The sequence below is a fragment of the Tenacibaculum piscium genome (assembly GCF_021390755.1).
Lineage (GTDB): Bacteria > Bacteroidota > Bacteroidia > Flavobacteriales > Flavobacteriaceae > Polaribacter > Polaribacter piscius.
In genome coordinates, this window is record NZ_JAJGWR010000006.1 from 47,719 (window position 1) to 69,607 (window position 21,889).

The window sequence follows — 21,889 nt, forward strand, 5'->3', positions numbered from 1 at the left end:
ATCATGAAAAAAGAAAGCAATATTAAACGTAAAAATTTCGTTTTAATCACAAGTTTATTGATGCTTTTAACAACAAGTTGTGCAATTCAAGAAAAACCAATTTTTCTAAAAGTAGATACTATAAAAGTAGCTTCTATCGCTTTGGATACCATTCGATTAAATGCCAATGCTTTTTTTAAAAATCCGAATGATATCAGTGGAAAAATTTCGACTGATGCCATAAAAGTTTTCGTAAATGATACCGAAATAGCAACCGTTTCTTCCGAAGAATTTAAAGTTCCCGCAAAAAAAGAATTTTCAATTCCCTTGAATGTGAAGATTCCTACCAAAAGAATTTTTGAAGAACTTCATAAGTTCAAAAATCAACAAGAAAATAAGCAGGAACATAACAATAATCAAATTAATGCAATTTTAGGCGGATTATTAAATTCATTTATCAATAAAAACGTAAAAGTGCAGTTTAAAGGCGATTTACGCTACAAAGTTTTTGGATTTTCGCGAAAATACGCTATCGACAAAACAGAAAGCATCCAACTTAAATTTTAGCTTAACTTTTAGAATTTTTTATATTTTAGAATTTTTAAATATTATTGAAATGAAACTCTTGAATCTTGAAAAATAAGGAAAAAAATAACGAAAATCAGCAACACGAAAAACAAGACGAAAAATATATAAAACGCTGTTTGCAATTAGCAAAAAATGGTATCGGAACAACACGTCCAAATCCATCAGTTGGAGCAGTAATCGTATATCAAAATAAAATTATTGGCGAAGGATTTACAAGTCCGTATGGTGGAAATCACGCAGAAGTAAATGCAATAAATTCGGTAAAAGAGAAAGACAAAAAACTTCTAAAAAAAGCAACCATTTATGTAACGCTCGAACCGTGTTCGCATTTCGGAAAAACACCGCCGTGTGCCGATTTAATTGTTGAAAATCAATTATCAAAAGTCGTTATCGGTTGCCTAGATACCAATAGTTTAGTCGCTGGAAAAGGAATCGAACGCTTGAAAAATGCAGGAATAAAGGTAACTGTTGGCGTTTTAGAAAATCAATGTAAAAAACATCATAAACGATTTTTTACCGTTCAAAATAAAAAACGTCCATACATTATTTTAAAATGGGCAGAAACTGCAGACGGTTTTATCGCTCCGCTAAAAAGAAATGAACAAAAACCTGTTTGGATTTCGAATCCGTATTCGCAACAAATTGTACACAAAATACGAAGCAAAGAACACGCAATTCTTGTGGGTACAAATACCGTTATTCAAGATAATCCATCGCTAACGGTTCGCAGTTGGTCGGGAAATAATCCTGTGAGAATTATCTTAGATAAAAATTTGAGAATCCCGTTAAATGTAACCGTTTTTGATAAAAAAGTAAAAACAATTATCTTAACCGAAAAAAGAACAAAAAAACAAAAAGAACAAGCTGAGGTTTTATCCGAAGAAAAAAAAGAAACTATTATTTATGAATATATTAATTTTTCATCAAAAAAAATAGCAACGCAAATTTGTGACGTTTTACAAAAACATAAAATACAATCTGTAATTATTGAAGGCGGAACAAAAACACTCCAAACTTTTATTGATGAAAATATCTGGGACGAAGCACAAATTTTTATCGGTGAAGAAATATCCTTCGGAAAAGGCGTGAAAGCACCGAAATTATCCGCAGAAAAAATACAATTGATCAAAAAAGAAGATATCAAAAATGATGTTTTAAAAATATACACAAATATTTAAAAAAACAAGTTAAAAAAAACAAGGGGTTTAAACCCCTTGTTCACTGAATGTTCACTGAAAATTAGTAATAACTAAAATATAAATGAAAACAATAAAAAATATAATTTTTGATTTTGGTGATATTTTTATCAACCTAGATAAACAAGCAACATACAAAGAAATGGCGAAATTAGGCGTAACAACTATTTCGGAAGATATGATGCAAACCTATTATCAATATGAAATGGGTTTAATTTCTACGGATGAATTTATTGCTTTTTATCAACATAAATTTCCGCAATTAAATCGTACCGATTTAATAAATGCTTGGAATGCCATTTTATTAGATTTCCCTAAAAATAGATTCACGTTTTTAAAAGAACTTTCAGCATCAAAAAAATATAGATTATTCCTATTAAGCAATACCAATGATTTGCATATTTCATGGATTCAAAATAATTGGGGAACAGAATTATATGAAGAATTTAAAAACTGTTTTGAACAATTTTATTTATCGCATGAAATAAATTTTAGAAAACCAAACGCCAATATTTATGAATTTGTTTTAAATGAAAATAATTTAAAAGCTTCTGAAACTTTTTTTGTCGATGATTTAAAAGAAAATACGGAATCAGCACAAAAATTAGGCATTCAAACTTGGAATTTAATCCCTGGAAAAGAAGATGTAATTTCGTTATTAGAAAGATAAAATAAAAAAATAGAATGACGAATGACGTACCTCATCATCAGTATTTTAATATCAAGTTTGCTGTTTGTAATATTCAAATTATTTGACGTTTTTAAAATCAATACTTCACAAGCGATTGTTGTAAATTATCTAATTGCATTCTTATTAGGGATTCATACATCAAAAAAAACAGTGATTATTTTAGAAATATCGCAACAAAATTGGTTTACGGGGGCGTTTATTCTAGGAATTTTATTTATTCTTATTTTTAACGTAATGGGAATTACCGCCCAAAAAAATGGCTTAGCAGTTGCTTCAATAGCAGGAAAAATGTCCGTTGTTATCCCGATTGTTTTGGGCGTTTTTCTATACAATGAACAACTTGAAACAATCAAAATAATAGGGATTTTATTCGCCTTGATTGCCGTATATTTAGCATCCGCAAAAAGCGATACAAAAACCATATCGCTAAAAAATTTGCAATATCCGATATTGTTATTTATCGGTTCGGGAATAATTGATGCTAGCTTGAAATATATGCAAAGTTCAACAGTTTCCAAAAATGATGTTCCATTGTTTTTAGCTACAATCTTTGGTTTCGCTTTTATCTTCGGATGTTTTTTTATGATACTAGAATTTATCAAAGGAAAACTTAAAATTCATTGGAAAAATATCGTAGGTGGAATTGCTTTAGGAATCCCGAATTATTACGCCATGGAATTTCTACTAAAAGCTCTCCAAACAGAAGGTTTAGAAAGTGCTACAGTATTTACCATTAATAATGTATCCATCGTTATTTTAACAACCGTTTTTGCCCTGATTTTCTTTAAAGAAAAATTAATTGTAAAAAATTGGATAGGAATTATAGTGGCTATTATCAGTATTTTAGTAGTCGCATCGGCATAAGCATAAATTATAAGAAAGAGATTAAAGCAGTAGAAAATAAAATTATGAGTGATATAAATAATACAGCAGAAAATAAAATAAAAGATACCTATAAAACAATCGATATTTCATCTGAAGAAACTCTTTTTAAAGATAGAAATAGTAAATTCTTCGGATATGCTTTTCCTGTGTCATCCGAAGAAGAAGTTAAAGAAGCAATAGAAGTATTACGAAAAAAACATCATACCGCACGTCATTTTTGTTATGCTTGGCAATTTGGAATTGAAGCAGAAAAAATGCGTTTCAGAGCAAATGATGACGGAGAACCAAGTAACTCGGCAGGAATGCCTATTTATGGGCAAATTCAAGCTTTTGATGTGACAAACATATTAATTGTGTCTGTTCGTTATTTTGGCGGAACAAAACTAGGCGTAGGCGGATTGATAAACGCTTACAGAACCTCAGCAAAAATGGCGTTGGAAATTGCTGATATCAAAGAAAAAACAATCGATATTGAATATCAATTAAATTTCGGTTATGATATGATGAATAAAGTACAGCGTGTTGTAAAAGAACGAAACTTAAATATCACAGCTCAAAAACTAGAAATGGATTGTCAATATATAATATCGGTTCGTAAAAAAGACGCACAAACAGTTTTTGATATTTTTGATAATCTGTTTAAAGTAAGTATTAAAAGAATTGAGGAGTAAATAAAAAGAAAAAATGAAATTAAAAATATCTACATCTTTAAGCTGTTTAGCCTTAATATTGATATTAACGAGTTGTGGCGCTAATAAACCTAAAATTCATCATCTAACTGAAGCAGAAATAAAAACATACAGAAACGCTCAAAATTACACGGTAAAACTTCCCGAAAATTGGAAAGCAGTTGCCGATCATGATTTTGTAACATATACACCTAAAAATCTAGGCGCTATCTTTTATAAAAATACCGTTCGAATATTTAATATTACGCCTAAAAAAATAGGAAGCGAAAAAATAACACTTCAAAAAGTTACAGAAGATTATATTAATCATCATTTTACGCAAAAAGAAGTATCGCTCCAAGAAGTAACTAAACATCAAACTAGGTTTGGTACAACCTACGTACAGCACTATAAACACGATTGGAATTCGGTAAATTACGACACAATAAGATTCTTTTTTGAAGTAAAAGGGAATTATTACACGTTTACGTATTCTTCCGAAGAAAAATATCAACAAAAATACCAAGCAGATGCCGATTTAATTTTCAAATCATTAGCGTTTAAATAATAAATAAAATAAACAAACGACGTTACAATACAATATATACGTACCGTGAATACCAAACAATACCATCATGAAAAACCCTATTATATTTTTCTCATTACTGATATCAGCAAATATAATAGGGTATGTGTTTAATATCATTATTAGTAATTTTTGGGATAAACGATATAAACACGACACAAACATCTCTAAGAAAGAAGTACTGTATTCTTTACTAATATTATTGATAAACATTCTTATTGCAGTTCCTGGTTATATATTATGGCAAATAGATATCATAACTTTTTCCTCGGATAATTTTATAACATCCTTTATAGCGCTTTTTATATTGATGGATTTTTTAATGTACATATTACATTGGTGTTCTCATAATATAAGTTACTTAAATAGGATTCACGCAAAACATCACGAACATACTATTAAATTCAATGCTGTTAGTTTGTATTATATGTCGCTTTGGGAAGCTGTCTTGTTTGGTTTGTTGTTGACTATGGTATCAATATTATTTTCATTTAATTTATATAGTTTTATAGTATTTCTTGTTTTTAACTGGCTTTACGGAGTCATTACACATTTAAACGTACAAAAAGAAAAAGACCTTTTGATATTCACAACAAACAGTTTTCATCAGAAACATCATCAATTAAACTATCGTAATTATGGATTTTATACTGTTTTTTGGGATAAAATATTTAAAACGATAAAAAAATAGGAGTGTGCACTGTTTTTTATCATTTAAAAAATCCAATAAAAACAAGAACTTATATTTTTTAATTTTACGAAATCCGTAACAACTCTCGGAGAGGTATTTTAAATACTGTAAAAAATAAGGCTAAAAACTAAGAATATCATAATTTAGAAGCTGGTGAAATATTTAACTTACTTAAAATCAAAGGTGTTTATAGGTTTTTAAGATTAAACATCGTAAATTTGCACGCCTTTTTACGAGAACAGATTTAACAAAGGCAGCAAACAAATTTATATTTTAATTCTCTTTTATATTGATATCGCTAAGAATCTGATCAATAGAAAGATACAAAAACTAGTTCAGACATGTCTGAAGAAAAAAACACAGCTGCTGAAGCAGTAACAGTAAACCCAGCAGAATTTTTAGCAACATTTAACTGGCATAAATACGAAGAAGGTATTGATGAAGTTGATGAATCTAAATTACAAGAATTCGAAAAAGCGTTAGAAGGAACAGTAGGTTTCGTAAATGAACGTGATGTTATCGAAGGAACCGTTACAAGAATTACTGATAGAGATGCAATTATCGATATCAACTCTAAGTCAGAGGGAGTAATTTCTTTAAACGAATTCCGTTACAATCCAGGTTTAAAACTTGGAGATAGTGTTGAGGTATTAGTTGACAAAAGGGAAGATGCTTCTGGTCAATTAGTATTATCTCACAAAAAAGCACGTGTTATTAAAGCATGGGAACGTGTTAATAATGCACATGAAACTGGTGAAATCGTTAACGGTTTTGTTAAGTGCAGAACTCGTGGAGGTATGATCGTTGATGTATTTGGTATTGAAGCTTTCTTACCAGGATCTCAAATTGATGTGAAGCCTATCCGTGATTACGATCAGTATGTAGAGAAAACTATGGAATTCAAAGTTGTGAAAATCAACCACGAATTTAAAAACGTAGTAGTATCGCATAAAGCGTTAATTGAAGCTGATTTAGAAGATCAGAAGAAAGAAATCATCGGTCAATTAGAAAAAGGACAAGTATTAGAAGGTGTTGTTAAAAACATTACTTCTTATGGTGTCTTTGTTGATTTAGGTGGTGTTGACGGTTTAGTTCATATTACTGATTTATCTTGGTCTCGTATTAACCACCCGAATGAGGTTGTTGAATTAGATCAGAAATTAAATGTTGTAATTTTAGACTTTGACGATAACAAATCTAGAATTCAATTAGGTTTAAAACAATTATCTTCTCATCCTTGGGAAGCTTTAAATACTGATTTAAAAGTTGGTGATAAAGTTAAAGGAAAAGTTGTTGTTTTAGCTGATTATGGTGCTTTTGTAGAGGTTGAAGAAGGTGTTGAAGGTTTAATTCACGTTTCTGAAATGTCTTGGTCTACTCACTTACGTTCTGCGCAAGATTTCGTAAAAGTTGGTGATGAGGTTGAAGCTCAAATTTTAACTTTAGACCGTGAAGACCGTAAAATGTCTCTTGGTATGAAGCAATTACATCCAGATCCTTGGACTGATATTACTACTAAGTACCCTGTAAACTCTAAGCATACTGGAACTGTACGTAACTATACTAACTTTGGTGTGTTTGTTGAATTAGAAGAAGGAATTGACGGATTAGTGTATATCTCTGATTTATCTTGGACTAAGAAAATTAAGCATCCTTCTGATTTTGTTACTGTTGGTGATAAATTAGAAGTTCAAGTATTAGAATTAGACGTTGAGAACCGTAAGTTAAACTTAGGTCATAAGCAAACTCAAGATAACCCTTGGGATGCTCATGAAGCTACGTATGCAATCGGATCTACTCACGAAGGTTCTATCAAGGAAAAGAATGATAAAGGTGCAACTGTAACTTTTGCAGATGGTATCGAAGCTTTCGCTCCAACTCGTTTCTTAGAAAAAGAAGACGGTTCTAAATTAGAAAAAGGTGATGCTGTAAAGTTCATCGTTACTGAATTTAGTAAAGAATACAGAAGAATTGTTGTTTCTCATACTTCTCTTTTCAAAGAAGAAGAAAAGAAAAACATCAAGGCTGCTGCTAAAAAAGCTGCTGACGTAGAAAAAACTACTTTAGGAGATATTGGTGGATTAGCTGAATTAAAAAGAAAAATGGAAGGGAAATAATATTTCTTTATCATAAACTCTTAAAACCCGTTACGAAAGTAGCGGGTTTTTTTAATGTTGTTTTTATGTAAAAAAAATTAAATTAGTAAATTAGCTTTAAATGAAATATATCACCTTAATAATATCTATTATTATTTGTTTTTCTTGTTCATCGGATGACCAAACCCCGACTATTGAACCAAACTCAAAACCTGGAACTATAAAGATTGATGATATTGTTTTAGACGGACCAAAAGTTACTATAAATTGGAGTGATGCTGAAGATAAAGATGGTGACCAAATATTTTATAAATTATATGTAAATTCAATACTTATCACAGAAACTACGGAATCTATCAGTTCTACAGTCTTCGCATATAATGAAGATTATGTAGGTAGAATAATCGGTACAGATAAAAAAGGAGGAACAACTGAGGTTCGTTTTAAATTTTCAAGCTCCAAAAGTAAAATATTGTTATATACAGGTTTTGGAGGAACACTTTACGCATTAGATCTTTATACTTTAAAACCTATGTGGAAAACTGAAACTTCATTTATAGAAAGCCATGTCATATCCGATAACCTTATTTATTCTGGAATAAATGGAGTAAATGGATTGGATATTCTTTCTGGAAAAACTAATTGGACAAGTAAACCTACTAATAAAAAGATCGATGAATATCGTAGCATAATTGTAGATGTTGCTAATATTTATGCTCTTGATTCTGGCTCTACTTTATATTGTATAGATAAAATAACAGGAGGAAAGCTATGGCAACGTAATTTACCACATCATTACGCTCCTTTATCTATTGACTCTGATAAAATATTTACGTGTAGCAGCATTGTATCTGCTATTAATAAACAAACAGGAGCAATAATTTGGAACTTTAAATTAGAAAAAAATGCTTATAAAACATATACGAATCCCTTGGTAGTAAATAATGACATTTTTTTTGGTGATAATAGTGGTAGATTTTATTCTCTCAATAAAAATACAGGAATTAAAAATTGGAGTATCGATTCAGAATCAGAGATATCATTTTATGCTTCTCCAACACAATTTAAAGAATCAATTATCACAGCTACTTATAGGGGAATATATGCTTATAATTTAAAAACAGGCACTACTATATGGGAGTATAATCCGTTGACTTTAAATTCATCAATAGAGACATCTCCATTCATTTATAATGATAAGGTATACATTGGAGTATCAAAGAATGGAAGTGGTGAATTGTTATGCTTAAACGCAAATGATGGGTCATTAATTTGGCGTTTTGATTTAGATAATAACACTACATCTTCGCCTATTGTATTTGAATATATTGTTTACATAGGAGATTGGAGTAAAAATATGTATGCTATAAATGCCGAAACAGGTATACTTAATTGGAAGAAAAAACATACGGAAATTATAATTAAATCTCCAATAATTATCATTGGAGAAGGGGAAAAAGTAATTTACCCAAGTGTTAACGGATTAAAAAATTAATTAAATTATGAAAAATAAAATATTTATAGTAATATTATTTTTTGGTGTACTTTTTTCATGTCAAAAAGAGGATACTCCTGAAATATTACCAATAGTTCTGAATAATAAAAATAAGATAACATCGTTTCAATTGAATATTGCAGGAAAATTAATTTCTGGTGTAATTAATCAAACAAATAAAATAATAACACTCAATACTGAAGATGCGGATCTAACATCTTTAGTGCCAATAATAGAATATTCGGATAAATCAAGTATATCTCCAGTAGTAAATATCTCTCAAAATTTCGAGAATGAGATAGTCTATACAATTATAGCAGAGAATGGAGCATCAAATATATACAGAGTAATTGTAAATAATATCAGTTCTAATACAGATATCCTTAATTTTAAATTATTAATTAATGCTAAAAAATATGAAGGTACAGTAGATAATGATGCTAAAACATTATATGTAGAAACTGATAATACACTAGAAACTGCGAATATCGTGTTTTCTATACCTGATGGAGCATCAATTCTTCCCGTTAAAGAAGGACCACAAAATTTCTACTTACCAGTTGAATATATTGTAACAGCAGAAAATGGTAAAACATCTACATTCACACTAACAACCAAAGCTTTTCAGTTTTTTGATAATCACTATAAAATGTTTTATAGTAATGCTACTGCAATTATTTCGGGGACAGGTATCGATTTATCTGTACCTAATTCCACTTTAGTGTTAGAAAATGAACAGAACTCATATATAATAAAAAACACATCAATTACAAATTCTTCTAATTATACAAACGGAATGTCTTTTAATACTTTTCGGTATAGTTTTCCAGATAATATTGCTACAGCGACTAATTACAAACTTAAATATTTGATAGACGGTAACGTTAAAACTGTTTCAACTTTTAATATCGATGTTTTAGCCGAAGATATACCAATTATTACTTCTTTAAATAAAAACAGATATTTTAGTGGCGATATATTAATTATCACTGGTGAGAATTTACCTAATACTATTTCTATCCCTTCAAATGGTTCCGTTTTCATGATTTCAAGTTCAAGTTCAATCAGTTATGGTTTTGATTTAACTGTTAACAATAAAAAAACAGAATTAACAGTTACATTGGGTTATAGCTATTTATTTCCATCATATTTCGGAAATTCAGAGCAAGAAAAAACCATTACATTATATGGTGAAAACCGTAGGGTTGGTACTACAATTAATACAATTTTCAAGTAAATAGATAAATATAAATACTTTTAGGTTGAATTCAAGTAGTAAAATTTTTTTAAACCTTTAATTGTAACTTGGTTATAATTAAAGGTTTCTTCTTTTTATATTAATTTCTTTATTACCATTATATTTGTAGTGAAAATCAAAAAAGTAATTAAAAAACTATGACACTTATAAAATCGATATCAGGAATTAGAGGAACAATAGGAGGAAAGCCTAGCGAAAATCTTACGCCATTAGATGCTGTTAAATTTGCAGCAGCTTACGGAGCTTTTATCATCAAAAGAAATCCGACGGCTAAAAAAATAAAAGTCGTTATTGGTAGAGATGCACGTATTTCTGGTAAAATGATTAGCAACTTAGTAGCAAACACGTTAGTTGGATTAGGAATTAATGTGGTTGATTTAGGCCTATCTACAACACCAACGGTGGAAATTGCTGTTCCTTTAGAAAAAGCACATGGAGGAATTATTTTAACAGCTTCTCATAATCCGAAGCAATGGAACGCTTTAAAATTATTAAATGAAAAAGGAGAGTTTTTAAACGGCGCAGATGGAGAAGAAATTTTAGCTTTAGCAGATAATGAAGATTTTACGTTTGCTGCCGTTGATGAATTAGGAAGCTACAGAAAGAATAAGCGTTATTTAAAGAAACACATCAAGGAAGTTTTAAACTTAGATTTAGTAGATGTAAAAGCTATTAAAAAAGCAAAGTTCAAAGTTGTTGTTGATGGTGTTAATTCTACTGGAGGAATTTTTATTCCTGCTTTATTAAAAGAATTAGGTGTTAAATGTATCGAGTTATATTGTGAGCCAAATGGTGATTTTCCTCATAATCCTGAACCATTAAAAGAGAATTTAACTGATATCTCTAAATTAGTAGTTAAAAAGAAAGCCGATTTAGGAATTGTTGTGGATCCTGATGTTGACCGTTTAGCTTTAATATCAGAAGATGGTTCTATGTTTGGGGAAGAATACACGTTAGTTGCTTGTGCGGATTACGTTTTAGGAAAATTAAAAGGAGGAAATACGGTTTCTAATTTATCATCATCAAGAGCTTTACGTGATGTTACTGAAAAACATGGTGGAATTTATACAGCATCTGCCGTAGGTGAAGTAAACGTAGTTCAAATGATGAAAGACACTGATACTGTAATCGGTGGAGAAGGAAATGGTGGAATTATTTATCCTGCATCTCATTACGGGCGTGATTCTTTAGTTGGTGTTGCGTTGTTTTTATCGCATTTAGCGAAAAAGAAAATGTCTTGTAAAGAACTTAGAGATTCGTATCCAAGTTATTTTATGAGCAAAAACAAAATTCAATTAACACCACAAATTGATGTTGATGAGGTTTTATCAAAAATGACTTTAAAATATCAAAATGAAGATGTTAATACAATTGACGGTGTAAAAATTGATTTTGAAAAACAATGGGTTCATTTACGTAAATCGAATACAGAGCCGATTATCAGAATTTATACCGAAAGCGATAGCCAAAAAAATGCAGATGCACTTGCTGAAAGATTCATTACAGAAATTGAAGAAATTATCAAATAAATAATTTTAAGAAATAAAAAACAACACATAAATATAAATAATCAAGTTGAAATTAAGAACAATTAGTTTGAGTTTATTAATGATGGCGGTAACCGCATCATCAATAATAGGACAGGAGCAAAGTAAGCAAGAAAATAGAGAAGATGATAAAGCGCGTAACAGCGAAAAATTTATCATCCAAAAAAAGAAAGTAACCAATAAAGGAAAGTTTTTCGCTTATTGGGGATGGAATTGGGCAAGTTATAGTGATGCTGATATTCATTTTAAAGGCGATAATTATGACTTTACCTTATCGGATGTAAAAGCACAGGATAGACAAACAAAATTCTCTTTCAACAAGTATTTTAACCCTGGTAACGTTACAATTCCGCAAACAAATTATAGAATCGGGTATTTCTTTAAAGAAAATTACACGGTTTCTATCGGAGTTGACCACATGAAATATGTGATGATTGATGATCAAAATGTGAAAATCAACGGAAATATTAATGATGGAAATGCAAAATATGACGGAACGTACAATAATGAAACTGTTAATTTAGCAGAAGATTTTCTACGTTTCGAACATACAGACGGTTTAAATTACGTAAACGTAGAATTAAAACGTTTCGATGATGTAAGTCATTGGTTTGGTTTGAATCTTGAAAACTTACAAATTAACCTAACAGAAGGTTTTGGAATGGGAATTTTATATCCGAAGACAAATTCAAAATTATTAGGGAAAGATAGAAATGATTCTTTTCATTTGTCTGGATATGGAGCTTCGCTTGTGGCGGGTGTAAATATTTCCTTCTTAAAACATTTTTACGTGCAAGCAGATTTGAAAGGTGGACATATTTATATGCCTGATGTGAAAACAACTTCAAATTCTTCGGATAGCGCTTCGCAAAACTTTTTCTTCCTTCAGAAAACCATTTTAATAGGAGGAAAGTTTAGATTGTAAAAATATTAATTAATATTTTTTTTGAAAAAACCACTGCTAAAAACAGTGGTTTTTTCTTTTGTAAAAGACATTTTTTACAAAAGTTAGAAAAAAGTTAATTCTATATAATTTTTAGGTTATTTTGATGTAAAAAATTAAATTTATATTCTATATAGATAATTTATGAATTTAGAAGATTATTTCAGCCAATTTAGAAAGAATATCGTAGGAATTAATCAAACCTATCAATCGCCTTACGGAACACAAAAAATGATATATGCCGATTGGACAGCAAGTGGACGTTTATATTATCCGATAGAAGAAAAATTACTACATGAAATAGGAGCGTTTGTCGCAAATACACACACAGAAACTGCTACCGCTGGAGCCGTGATGACATTAGCATATCATCAAGCTAGAAAACGTATTAAAAATCATGTAAACGCATCTGAAGATGATATTTTAATTACCGAAGGTTCTGGAATGACAGGCGTTGTTAATAAATTTCAACGAATTTTAGGATTCAAAGTTTCTGAAAATCTTAAAGAAAATACACTAATTCCTGACCAAAAAAGACCAATCGTTTTTGTAAGTCATATGGAACATCATTCAAATCAAACTTCTTGGATAGAAACTATTGCTGAGGTCGTTGTTGTGCCTTGTAATGATGAGGGCTTAATCTGTTTACATATTTTTGAAGAAACCATCAAAAAATATGCCGACAGACCCATTAAAATAGCGTCAATTATCGCAGGTTCAAATGTAACAGGAATTAAAACTGAATATCATAAAGTAGCTTCTTTAATTCATAAATATGGCGGTTTGTGTTTTGTTGATTTCGCTTGTTCCGCTCCCTATGTCGATATAGATATGCATCCGAAGAAAAAAGAGGAATATTTAGACGCTATCTTTTTTTCACCTCATAAATTCTTAGGAGGTCCTGGAAGTTCAGGCGTATTAATCTTCAATAAAAAATTATATAAAAATATGATTCCCGATAATCCTGGAGGAGGAACGGTGAGTTATACAAATCCGTGGGGACAACACGATTATTTTGATGAAATCGAAACCAGAGAAGACGGCGGAACTCCCGCTTTTTTACAAACTATCAAAATTGCATTCGCCATGCAATTGAAAAATAATATGGGAACGGAAAATATCAAAAAAAGAGAAAATGAAATAAATCCTGTTATTTTTAAATGCTTAGAAAAATTAAATGGCGTAAAAATATTAGCCCCAAATCAAAAAGATAGATTGAGTATTTTCTCTTTCTATTATGAAAAATATCACTTCAATTTAGTCGTGAAATTATTAAATGATAGATTCGGAATCCAAACCAGAGGCGGTTGCTCCTGTGCAGGAACGTACGGACATTTCTTATTAAATGTCAATCAAAATACATCAAATGAAATTAAAAATCAGATTTTAGAAGGATGTAATACTCAAAAACCTGGCTGGATACGATTATCAATACATCCCACAATTACCGATGATGAGGTACAATTTATCTGTAAATCTTTAGAAGAATTAACGGGAAATATCGAAAATTGGGCGAAAGAATATCAATACGATAGCCTCAAAAATGAATATACACATCAATCTGGGAAATCAATAGAAAAAGAAATCGTTGAAAATTGGTTTTTAAATTAAAATCATAATTTAGTTAAAATTTAAAATTATCTAAAAAAAACACAAAAAAAAACAGAATAAAAAACAGAATAAAAAAATATAGATGAATACCAATACACTAAATATTGATTTTTTAGAAGAAAATTATCAAAAAATTAAACAATCCAAAATATCTGGAAGATATATCACCTTAGAACATATTAAACCAATTATTGAAGAATTTTCTAATGTTAAAATTGAAAATTATCAAAAAATATCCGCAAATAAAATAGGGGAGTCCGAACAAGGAAAAGATATTTATCAACTAAAAATTAAGCAAGAAAAAACAGGAAATTTAGATTTAGAAAATAAAAAAGAAAATAAGCAAGTAAAAATTCTTATTTGGAGTCAAATGCACGGAAATGAAAGCACAGGAACAAAAGCCGTGTTCGATTTTCTGAACTTCTTGAAAAATGAAGAAAATTATCAAGAAAATAACATTGCAAAAACAATTTTAGAAAATTGTGAAATTACGATTATTCCAATCTTAAATCCTGATGGAGCTGAGGTTTATACCAGAGTAAATGCTAATAATATCGACTTAAATAGAGATGCCGTCGATTTAAAAGCCAAAGAAAGTAAACTATTACGCAAAATTTTAGATACCGTAAATCCTGATTTCTGCTTCAATCTACATGACCAAAGAACCATTTTCGGCGTGGAAGGAACTCGAAATCCTGCAACAATTTCATTCTTAGCACCATCCGAAGAAATTACCCGAAAAATTACAGAAGGACGTAAAAAAACCATGAACGTAATTATCGCCATGAATGAATTATTACAGGAAATAATTCCGAATCATATAGGACGATATACCGATGAATTTTATCCAACAGCCACTGGAGATACGTTTCAAAAATTAGGATACAATACAATTTTGATAGAAGCAGGGCATTTTCCAAACGATTATGAACGAGAAAATGTGCGTAAATTTAACTTTTTTGCACTATTACAAGGGATTTATCATCTTGCTTGTAAAAATAATACTACAGAACATCAAGAATATTTCGCTATTCCAAACAATATCAAGAACTTCTATGATGTTATATATCGAACAGGAAATAAAACGGAAAATAATCACGAAAATAATCAAAAAGATGTGGCTTTTCAGTATGTAGAGAAAGTAGAAAATGGTAAATTTGCACCGACTTTAAAGAAAGAAAAAGAAGGAGACTTATCTTCATATATCGGACACAAAGAATTACGTAAATAATTATATCAAAAAAAAACAAAAGAAAAACGAAAGAAAAAGAAATAGTCAAAGAATAAAAATAATAAAATGTGAAGAAGTATCAAGATAAAAAACCCGAAAATTTATCTCTTAAAAAACAATCATAAAGTCATTTAATTGTTATTTAAAAAATTTATAAAAACTTATTTTAGTGATTTTACCTGAAAAAAAAAGAATGAAGAAGTTTGTACTCGATGAAATAGACCATCAGATATTAGACATTTTAATTGAAAATGCACGAACGCCATTTACGGATATTGCCAAAAAACTATTAGTATCGGCAGGAACAATTCATGTACGTGTTAAAAAAATGGAAGACGAAGGAATTATACAAGGCTCAACATTGTCGTTAAATTACGATAAAATGGGATACACTTTTATAGCTCACGTTGGCGTTTATCTCGAAAAATCATCAATGACACAACACGTTTTGGACAATTTAAGATTGATTCCAAATGTAACTGTAGCCTATGTAACTGCTGGAAAATACAACGTATTTTGCAAAGTGAGAGCGAAAAGTACACACGATGCAAAAGATATTATTTATCGAATGGATGATATTGAAGGTGTTTACAGAACCGAAACAATGATTTCTCTGGAAGAAAGCATCAACGATAAAAAACGCTTAATGCACGCTATTTTTAAAGAAATTTAGAGAAATTTAGTGTAAAAACTTAATTTATAGTCTTTTAGTATAAAATCCCGCTTTTAAAAAGCGGGATTTTTAAGTTTTATTTTTATCAATATATATATGTTGTTTTTTTATTAATCAAAAAAAATCAAAAAAAAATAACATTATGTTAAATAGAATGATGATAGAAGATGCTTTATTATTATTCAAAATCCCATTCAAATCGTTTAAAAACAGTTGTCCAATCTTTTGGAAAATTGGCTTTTATAAGAAGTTTTTCTGATGAAAAAGGATGCGAAAATTCCAAAGAATAGGCGTGTAAAAATAAGTTCTCACAATCAAAATTATCAATAAACATGATATTATGATTTTTATCACCATATTTTGGATCGCCAATAAGTGGATGACTTATTTTATTGAGATGAATGCGTAATTGATGTAATCTTCCCGTAGTTGGTTTCATTTCAACCAAGCTGTAACGTGAGGTTTCGTAAGGTTTTACAGGAATATCTAAAATAATATTTGCAACTGTTTTTAAATGTGTTTCGGCTTCTTTATAAACGTCAGAATCACGTCCTTTTACAGGAGAATCAATCGTTTTAGAAGCAGGAGCGTGTCCTCGGACAATTCCATAATATGTTTTCTGAATTTCATTGTTCGTGAAAAGTTCTTGGAATTTAGAAACGTATTTTGTTTCTTTTGCTAATAAAATAATTCCTGAAGTTTTTCTGTCTAAACGGTGGATTGGATAAAATTTTTGTCCAAATTGATTGAATAGTATTTGTAATAAAGAATCTTCATCAGAAACATTTCTAGAATGATAGGCGTGATGAACAACGATATTATTAGGCTTAGAAACACAGAGGATATAAGCATCCTCATAAAGAATTGTAAGGCTCATAAATTGTTTTGGCTTTTTTTTGATGTTGATGATTTTGTTTTTTAATTGATATATATCAAAGTTCGTAAAAGTAAATTAATTCGTTTCGTAATAAAAGAAAGTCGCGTGTTAGTTGTTTTTGTTTTTTTTAAATAAAAAAAATAAATAAATTTTAATTAAAATTTATTTTAAAACTATATACATTATACCACCTATTTTTCTATATATATAAATGTATTATAATTAATATTATGTTAAATAGAGTGTTTTTTAGTTCTTACAATAACAAATTCGGTTTTGATTTATGATTTCTTTTTTACACGCTACACACCTTACTTACACTATCTATATTCAATTCAAAGTCTTTTTTTTCTATATTCAATTCAAAGTCTTTTTTTTATTTTTTAATTTTTAAAAAAGATATTAAAAATAGAAAAAATCAGGATGACGATAATTTTCTGATGTTATTGCTGTTTAGTTGTATATTTGCATTTTTATAAATTTCACGCCAAATTTTACGATAAACAGCTTTTATGCCTTTTAAAAAATTACATTCAGAAATACAAGAAAAATTAGTATCCTTAGAAATAACAACCCCTACACCCTTACAAAAGAAAAGTATTCCTGCTATAAAAAGTGGTGCAAATATCTATTGTACAGGCTTAGAAGGAAGCGGGAAAACAACGACTCTTGTACTTACAACCTTGCAAAAATTAAAATTTCAACCTGAAGGAAACAGCCCTAGAGCCTTTGTACTCGTTGAAAATAATGAAAAAGCAGCTGAAATATATAAAGAGTTTTTTAAATATACACGTTATAAAGAAATACGTGTGTATTTAGCCGATGAAAAAATGCATGTAGATACTCAAAAATCGGAAATTTTTGAAGGTGTTGATATTCTTATTTCTACGCCTAAAAGAATGAATAAATTGTTTTTACTTAACGGAATCAGTCCATCACAATTAACAATTTTTAGTATTGAAGATGCCGAATTTCTGAAAAATACCAACGCATACAGTGCGCTAATGGGAATTACACAAAGTATCAATAAATGTCAGTTTGTTTTATATGCCGATAAAATATCGCCAACATTAAAACGTTTTGAATCGTACTTTATGGAACATTCTAGAGTTATATCAGTATAAAAAAGCATATCATTTAAAAACAAAAAACGGAATTGTATACTATACAATTCCGTTTTTTGTTTTTATACTTAAAACTTACTTAAACATTACTTAAACTAAAATTAGAGGCTAACGTAATTATTTCAGCATCAGGATCTGTATTATAAATAATACTCTCAATAACAGATAAGTTTTTATTATTTTTTGTGATTAAAATCATTTTTTCACTAGAATCTTGATGAATTATCTTGATGAATTTCTGATAAATAGTCGTATCACCCATGATATTTTTTTGAATTAAAGCATTCTTTTTAGAGAAAACAAGCATTGTTTTATTCTGAATATCTTGTTTCATAAAATAATCGATTGTTTTACTGGTCGCAATAATTGTTATCAAACAATACGTAGCTATTTTATAATTTCCAAAAGTAAGAACTCCAGAAATAATAATTAAAGCATCAATAATAAGTATTAATTGATTAAAACTAATATTGATTTTTGTCGCTAAAATTCTGGCTAAAATATCTTGTCCACCAGTGGTTGCTCCTGCTTTTTTAACTAAAAAAATGGTAACACCAATAAGGATTCCGCCTAAAATAGACGACAATAAAATATCATCAATTAAAACCTGATTTTTTGTAAATAATGATATAATATCTAATAAAAATGATGATGAAATCATGAAAAAAGCAGTTTTAAACCCTGTTTTTTTTCCCAACAAACTAGTTCCCCAAAGTAATAAAGGAATGTTAATGCACAATGCGATAACGCCAATCGATGAAAAACCAATAAGCTCACTCAGGATAATTCCAAGTCCAAAAACTCCACCAGGCACAATATTATAAGGCACTATAAATAATGCAAAAGCCAGTGCGACTATTAAAGATCCAATAAATACTAATCCATAGTTTTTAAATTCAGCACTCATTTTATTATTGTTTATCATTATTACCGTTTTTATTTTTTTTTATAAAGTTGTTTTTTGAGTTTTTGATGATGATTAAATCTGTTTAAAAATCTTTTAAAATCCGTGCAAAAATATATTTATTACTTATTTTATAGTAATAAACACTTGATTATCGTATTAAATAAGTAATTTTAGCTGTTTTATAGTAATAATTAAAAGTATATCACTTTTTAAGAAGTTGTTTTGATTTTTTTTAAGTGATTTTTACGGTTTTTTGATAAATAATAATCTTGATTTTTAAAAGAATCATATATAAAAAATAGCATAAAATGATAAAATTAGATGAAGTTGATTTAAAGATAATACGAATCTTGCAAGAAGATTGTAAAAAGACCGCGAAAGAAATTTCTCAAAGTTTAAATCTAACGGTCTCTCCTATTTATGATAGGATTCGGCGTTTGGAGAAATTAGGTGTTATTAAAAAATATGTAGCAATTTTAGATAAAAACCATATAAATAGACCTATAACGGCTATTTGTATGGTTTCTTTGCGATATCATAATCAAGGTTTTATGGATAAGTTTGAAGCGCAAATAAAAGAATTGAAAGAGGTTCAAAAATGTTATCACATGGCGGGAAAAGTAGATTATTTTTTACACATCAACTTACCAGGAATTGAAGATTATCATGATTTTGTACGTTTAAAATTATCTAAAATTGAAAACATCGGTGTTTTAGAAAGTTCGTTTGTCCTTAAAGAAATCATCGACAAAACAGCGTATTATGTATAATAAAAAACCTCATCAATAAATTGATGAGGTTTTTTTGAAAATATATGGATTATATACTAGATCACTTTTACGTTCACTGCATTTGGTCCTTTGTTTCCTTCTTCTAAATCGAATTCAACTTCGTCACCTTCTCTAATCTCGTCGATTAAACCTGAAATGTGTACAAAGTGGTCTTTTTCAACACCTTCTTCTGTAATAAAACCAAATCCTTTAGTGTCGTTGAAAAATTTTACTATTCCTTTACTCATCGTAATGTAAATTAATTGTTAGTACTTATTAGTTTGCAAATATAGTGTCATTAATCTAAACAAAAGTATATTATGTGTTTTATTCCTGATTTTTTTTAAAGTATAAATACTTTATAAGTATTCTTTGAGTATTTTCAAGCTCTATTAAAGTTTAAAAGTTAAAAATATCAAAAAAAGAATGAACATTCATTTTTATTGTATGTTTATTGTATATTTGTGTCAGAATAGATGTACATTACATCAGTAATAAAAGAAAGAATAATTATAATAAACTATAAATGGCTAAACTTCAAAAAAGTATTGATAAACGAAATGCACTTGTTAAAGCAACTATCGAGCTGGTAAATAACAACGGTTTTCACGCTACGCCGATGAGTAAAATTGCAAAAATGGCAAAAGTATCGCCTGCTACGATTTATCTTTATTTTGAAAGCAAACAAGATTTAGTAAATCAAACTTATATCGAAGTAAAATCAAAATATACTGATTACGCCTTTGCTACATATAATAACAATCTTTCTGTGGAAGCTGGTTTTAAATTAATTTGGAATCGTATTGCGGAATTTAAACTCAAAGAATGTGAAAATGCCATGTTTTTAGCGCAATGTGATAATACACCAATGATTGATGAAGCAAGTCGTCAAGAAGGAATCAAGCATTTACAGCCACTACTCGACCTTTGGAATCGTGGTAAAAAAGAAGGAATTATTAAACCAATGTCCGATTATATATTATATGCGTATGCAATTAATCCGCTATCTTTTTTAATGATTTATCAAAAAAGAGGTGTTTTTACTTTGGATGAAACTCATATTGAAGAAGCATATCAATCTGCTTGGAATAGTATCAAAATGTGTAAAGTGTAATTAATGAATCAGTATAAATAAAAAATAAACCTCAACCTCAACTCAATATAAATTATATAAAAAGAACAACTATGGAATTATTAGACAAATTAAAATGGAGATACGCCGCTAAAGCAATGAACGGTAAAAAAGTATCCGAAGAAAAAGTAACGCGTATTTTAGAAGCAGCACGTTTAGCACCAACTTCAAGCGGATTACAACCTTTCGAAATTTTCGTGATTAAAAATCAAGAAATTAAAGAAAAAATTAGACCAATCGCTTGGAATCAATCGGTAATTACTGACTGCTCTCACCTACTTGTTTTCGCTGCTTGGGATACTTATACCGAAGATAGAATTAATCATATGTTCGATTTAACAAACGAAATTCGTGGCTTTAAAAACGAAGGATGGGAAAATTACCGTCAAATGTTATTAAGTACGTATCCGCAGAAAGATGCCGAAGAGAATTTTAATCACGCAGCAAAACAAGCTTACATTGCTTTTTCACAAGCTATTACAGCCGCAGCTTATGAACAAGTTGATGCAACGCCTATTGAAGGATTTGATCCTGCCGCAGTTGATGAAATTTTAAACTTACGTGAAAAAGGATTGCGCAGTGCTGTATTACTTCCCCTAGGTTACAGAGCTGAAGACGAAGATTGGCTAGTAAACTTAGTAAAAGTTAGAAAACCGATGGATGAATTAGTAACCGTAATTGAGTAAAACTAAAAAATTTCCCTAAAAAATTAAAAGATGAATAATTTTCAATTTAAAAATCCAACCAAAATTATCTTTGGAAAAGTTAGAAAACCGATGGATGAATTAGTAACCGTAATTGAGTAAAACTAAAAAATTTCCCTAAAAAATTAAAAGATGAATAATTTTCAATTTAAAAATCCAACCAAAATTATCTTTGGAAAAGWTASWAWACCGATGGATGMATTAGTAACCGTAATTGAGTAAAACTAAAAAATTTCC

Annotated in this window: 22 protein-coding genes; 19 read left to right on the plus strand and 3 right to left on the minus strand. The window is 29.3% G+C overall.

The genetic code is table 11. From position 1 onward, the window contains the following. The first annotated feature begins 3 nt into the window (after nt 1–3). The 15 genes from L0U72_RS10425 to L0U72_RS10495 all read left to right on the plus strand — a co-directional run bounded on the left by L0U72_RS10425 (nt 4) and on the right by L0U72_RS10495 (nt 16,138). Complete coding sequence (locus tag L0U72_RS10425; RefSeq protein ID WP_233885728.1) at nt 4–546, plus strand: LEA type 2 family protein; 543 nt, start codon at nt 4–6, stop codon at nt 544–546. Between the two features lie 65 nt (nt 547–611). Next, complete coding sequence (gene ribD / locus L0U72_RS10430; RefSeq protein ID WP_233899109.1) at nt 612–1,745, plus strand: bifunctional diaminohydroxyphosphoribosylaminopyrimidine deaminase/5-amino-6-(5-phosphoribosylamino)uracil reductase RibD; 1,134 nt, start codon at nt 612–614, stop codon at nt 1,743–1,745. Between the two features lie 82 nt (nt 1,746–1,827). Then, nucleotides 1,828–2,433 carry an HAD-IA family hydrolase gene (locus tag L0U72_RS10435; protein WP_233862467.1) on the plus strand — a complete coding sequence of 202 codons (606 nt, stop codon included), beginning with the start codon at nt 1,828–1,830 and terminating at the stop codon, nt 2,431–2,433. A gap of 21 nt (nt 2,434–2,454) precedes the next feature. Beyond that, nucleotides 2,455–3,318, plus strand: a complete 864-nt coding sequence (locus tag L0U72_RS10440) for an EamA family transporter (protein WP_233899111.1) — start codon at nt 2,455–2,457, stop codon at nt 3,316–3,318. A gap of 44 nt (nt 3,319–3,362) precedes the next feature. Beyond that, on the plus strand, nt 3,363–4,010 hold the full coding sequence (locus L0U72_RS10445) for an IMPACT family protein (RefSeq protein WP_233899113.1): 648 nt from the start codon (nt 3,363–3,365) through the stop codon (nt 4,008–4,010). Between the two features lie 13 nt (nt 4,011–4,023). Beyond that, entirely contained in the window at nt 4,024–4,575 is a 552-nt protein-coding gene (locus tag L0U72_RS10450) for a hypothetical protein (RefSeq protein ID WP_233899115.1), read from the plus strand. Nucleotides 4,576–4,642: 67 nt separating this feature from the next. After that, a complete protein-coding gene (locus L0U72_RS10455; RefSeq protein WP_233899117.1) occupies nt 4,643–5,284 on the plus strand; it encodes a sterol desaturase family protein in 642 nt (213 codons plus the stop codon). Between the two features lie 341 nt (nt 5,285–5,625). Continuing rightward, nucleotides 5,626–7,401 (plus strand): 30S ribosomal protein S1, encoded by a 1,776-nt coding sequence (gene rpsA / locus L0U72_RS10460; RefSeq protein WP_233897991.1) that lies wholly within the window; start codon nt 5,626–5,628, stop codon nt 7,399–7,401. Between the two features lie 100 nt (nt 7,402–7,501). Further along, on the plus strand, nt 7,502–8,875 hold the full coding sequence (locus L0U72_RS10465) for a PQQ-binding-like beta-propeller repeat protein (RefSeq protein WP_233899119.1): 1,374 nt from the start codon (nt 7,502–7,504) through the stop codon (nt 8,873–8,875). Nucleotides 8,876–8,882: 7 nt separating this feature from the next. Then, entirely contained in the window at nt 8,883–10,112 is a 1,230-nt protein-coding gene (locus L0U72_RS10470) for a DUF5018 domain-containing protein (protein ID WP_394801460.1), read from the plus strand. Nucleotides 10,113–10,270: 158 nt separating this feature from the next. Continuing rightward, on the plus strand, nt 10,271–11,662 hold the full coding sequence (gene glmM, locus L0U72_RS10475) for a phosphoglucosamine mutase (protein WP_233899123.1): 1,392 nt from the start codon (nt 10,271–10,273) through the stop codon (nt 11,660–11,662). Nucleotides 11,663–11,708: 46 nt separating this feature from the next. After that, entirely contained in the window at nt 11,709–12,605 is an 897-nt protein-coding gene (locus L0U72_RS10480) for a hypothetical protein (protein ID WP_233899125.1), read from the plus strand. A 162-nt stretch (nt 12,606–12,767) separates the two neighbouring features. Continuing rightward, entirely contained in the window at nt 12,768–14,234 is a 1,467-nt protein-coding gene (locus L0U72_RS10485) for an aminotransferase class V-fold PLP-dependent enzyme (protein ID WP_233899127.1), read from the plus strand. Nucleotides 14,235–14,316: 82 nt separating this feature from the next. After that, the gene (locus tag L0U72_RS10490) at nt 14,317–15,465 is read left to right on the plus strand and encodes a M14 family zinc carboxypeptidase (protein ID WP_233899129.1); all 1,149 of its coding nucleotides are present in this window, start codon (nt 14,317–14,319) and stop codon (nt 15,463–15,465) included. A 193-nt stretch (nt 15,466–15,658) separates the two neighbouring features. Beyond that, the gene (locus tag L0U72_RS10495; protein ID WP_233885668.1) at nt 15,659–16,138 is read left to right on the plus strand and encodes an Lrp/AsnC family transcriptional regulator; all 480 of its coding nucleotides are present in this window, start codon (nt 15,659–15,661) and stop codon (nt 16,136–16,138) included. A 178-nt stretch (nt 16,139–16,316) separates the two neighbouring features. On the opposite strand, the gene L0U72_RS10500 is transcribed toward L0U72_RS10495, so the two are convergent. After that, complete coding sequence (locus L0U72_RS10500; RefSeq protein WP_101918275.1) at nt 16,317–17,015, minus strand: pseudouridine synthase; 699 nt, start codon at nt 17,013–17,015, stop codon at nt 16,317–16,319. Between the two features lie 512 nt (nt 17,016–17,527). Here L0U72_RS10500 and L0U72_RS10505 point away from each other — a divergent pair. Then, nucleotides 17,528–18,139, plus strand: coding sequence for a DEAD/DEAH box helicase (locus L0U72_RS10505; RefSeq protein ID WP_193700193.1), 612 nt, complete (start codon nt 17,528–17,530; stop codon nt 18,137–18,139). Nucleotides 18,140–18,218: 79 nt separating this feature from the next. Here L0U72_RS10505 and L0U72_RS10510 read toward each other — a convergent pair whose 3' ends face one another. After that, on the minus strand, nt 18,219–19,064 hold the full coding sequence (locus tag L0U72_RS10510) for a YitT family protein (RefSeq protein ID WP_233899130.1): 846 nt from the start codon (nt 19,062–19,064) through the stop codon (nt 18,219–18,221). Nucleotides 19,065–19,354: 290 nt separating this feature from the next. Between L0U72_RS10510 and L0U72_RS10515 the strand changes: the two genes are divergently transcribed. Further along, nucleotides 19,355–19,816 carry an Lrp/AsnC family transcriptional regulator gene (locus tag L0U72_RS10515; RefSeq protein WP_101918272.1) on the plus strand — a complete coding sequence of 154 codons (462 nt, stop codon included), beginning with the start codon at nt 19,355–19,357 and terminating at the stop codon, nt 19,814–19,816. 56 nt (nt 19,817–19,872) lie between these two features. On the opposite strand, the gene L0U72_RS10520 is transcribed toward L0U72_RS10515, so the two are convergent. Continuing rightward, a complete protein-coding gene (locus L0U72_RS10520) occupies nt 19,873–20,064 on the minus strand; it encodes a cold-shock protein (protein ID WP_101918271.1) in 192 nt (63 codons plus the stop codon). A 278-nt stretch (nt 20,065–20,342) separates the two neighbouring features. On the opposite strand from L0U72_RS10520, the gene L0U72_RS10525 reads away from it, so the two are divergent. After that, nucleotides 20,343–20,930 carry a TetR/AcrR family transcriptional regulator gene (locus tag L0U72_RS10525; protein ID WP_233899132.1) on the plus strand — a complete coding sequence of 196 codons (588 nt, stop codon included), beginning with the start codon at nt 20,343–20,345 and terminating at the stop codon, nt 20,928–20,930. A 71-nt stretch (nt 20,931–21,001) separates the two neighbouring features. Then, complete coding sequence (locus tag L0U72_RS10530; protein ID WP_233885648.1) at nt 21,002–21,634, plus strand: NAD(P)H-dependent oxidoreductase; 633 nt, start codon at nt 21,002–21,004, stop codon at nt 21,632–21,634. The last annotated feature ends 255 nt before the right edge of the window (nt 21,635–21,889 follow it).

Bases quoted from the DNA above. Each gene is read 5' to 3' on its own strand.
- L0U72_RS10505 (WP_193700193.1), top strand. From the start codon at position 17,528: ATGCCTTTTAAAAAATTACATTCAGAAATACAAGAAAAATTAGTATCC.
- L0U72_RS10510 (WP_233899130.1), bottom strand. From the start codon at position 19,064: ATGATAAACAATAATAAAATGAGTGCTGAATTTAAAAACTATGGATTA.
- L0U72_RS10495 (WP_233885668.1), top strand. From the start codon at position 15,659: ATGAAGAAGTTTGTACTCGATGAAATAGACCATCAGATATTAGACATT.
- L0U72_RS10485 (WP_233899127.1), top strand. From the start codon at position 12,768: ATGAATTTAGAAGATTATTTCAGCCAATTTAGAAAGAATATCGTAGGA.
- L0U72_RS10525 (WP_233899132.1), top strand. From the start codon at position 20,343: ATGGCTAAACTTCAAAAAAGTATTGATAAACGAAATGCACTTGTTAAA.
- L0U72_RS10490 (WP_233899129.1), top strand. From the start codon at position 14,317: ATGAATACCAATACACTAAATATTGATTTTTTAGAAGAAAATTATCAA.
- L0U72_RS10470 (WP_394801460.1), top strand. From the start codon at position 8,883: ATGAAAAATAAAATATTTATAGTAATATTATTTTTTGGTGTACTTTTT.
- L0U72_RS10450 (WP_233899115.1), top strand. From the start codon at position 4,024: ATGAAATTAAAAATATCTACATCTTTAAGCTGTTTAGCCTTAATATTG.
- L0U72_RS10515 (WP_101918272.1), top strand. From the start codon at position 19,355: ATGATAAAATTAGATGAAGTTGATTTAAAGATAATACGAATCTTGCAA.
- L0U72_RS10500 (WP_101918275.1), bottom strand. From the start codon at position 17,015: ATGAGCCTTACAATTCTTTATGAGGATGCTTATATCCTCTGTGTTTCT.
- glmM (WP_233899123.1), top strand. From the start codon at position 10,271: ATGACACTTATAAAATCGATATCAGGAATTAGAGGAACAATAGGAGGA.
- L0U72_RS10455 (WP_233899117.1), top strand. From the start codon at position 4,643: ATGAAAAACCCTATTATATTTTTCTCATTACTGATATCAGCAAATATA.
- L0U72_RS10465 (WP_233899119.1), top strand. From the start codon at position 7,502: ATGAAATATATCACCTTAATAATATCTATTATTATTTGTTTTTCTTGT.
- L0U72_RS10425 (WP_233885728.1), top strand. From the start codon at position 4: ATGAAAAAAGAAAGCAATATTAAACGTAAAAATTTCGTTTTAATCACA.
- L0U72_RS10520 (WP_101918271.1), bottom strand. From the start codon at position 20,064: ATGAGTAAAGGAATAGTAAAATTTTTCAACGACACTAAAGGATTTGGT.
- L0U72_RS10435 (WP_233862467.1), top strand. From the start codon at position 1,828: ATGAAAACAATAAAAAATATAATTTTTGATTTTGGTGATATTTTTATC.
- L0U72_RS10445 (WP_233899113.1), top strand. From the start codon at position 3,363: ATGAGTGATATAAATAATACAGCAGAAAATAAAATAAAAGATACCTAT.
- L0U72_RS10530 (WP_233885648.1), top strand. From the start codon at position 21,002: ATGGAATTATTAGACAAATTAAAATGGAGATACGCCGCTAAAGCAATG.
- rpsA (WP_233897991.1), top strand. From the start codon at position 5,626: ATGTCTGAAGAAAAAAACACAGCTGCTGAAGCAGTAACAGTAAACCCA.
- L0U72_RS10440 (WP_233899111.1), top strand. From the start codon at position 2,455: ATGACGTACCTCATCATCAGTATTTTAATATCAAGTTTGCTGTTTGTA.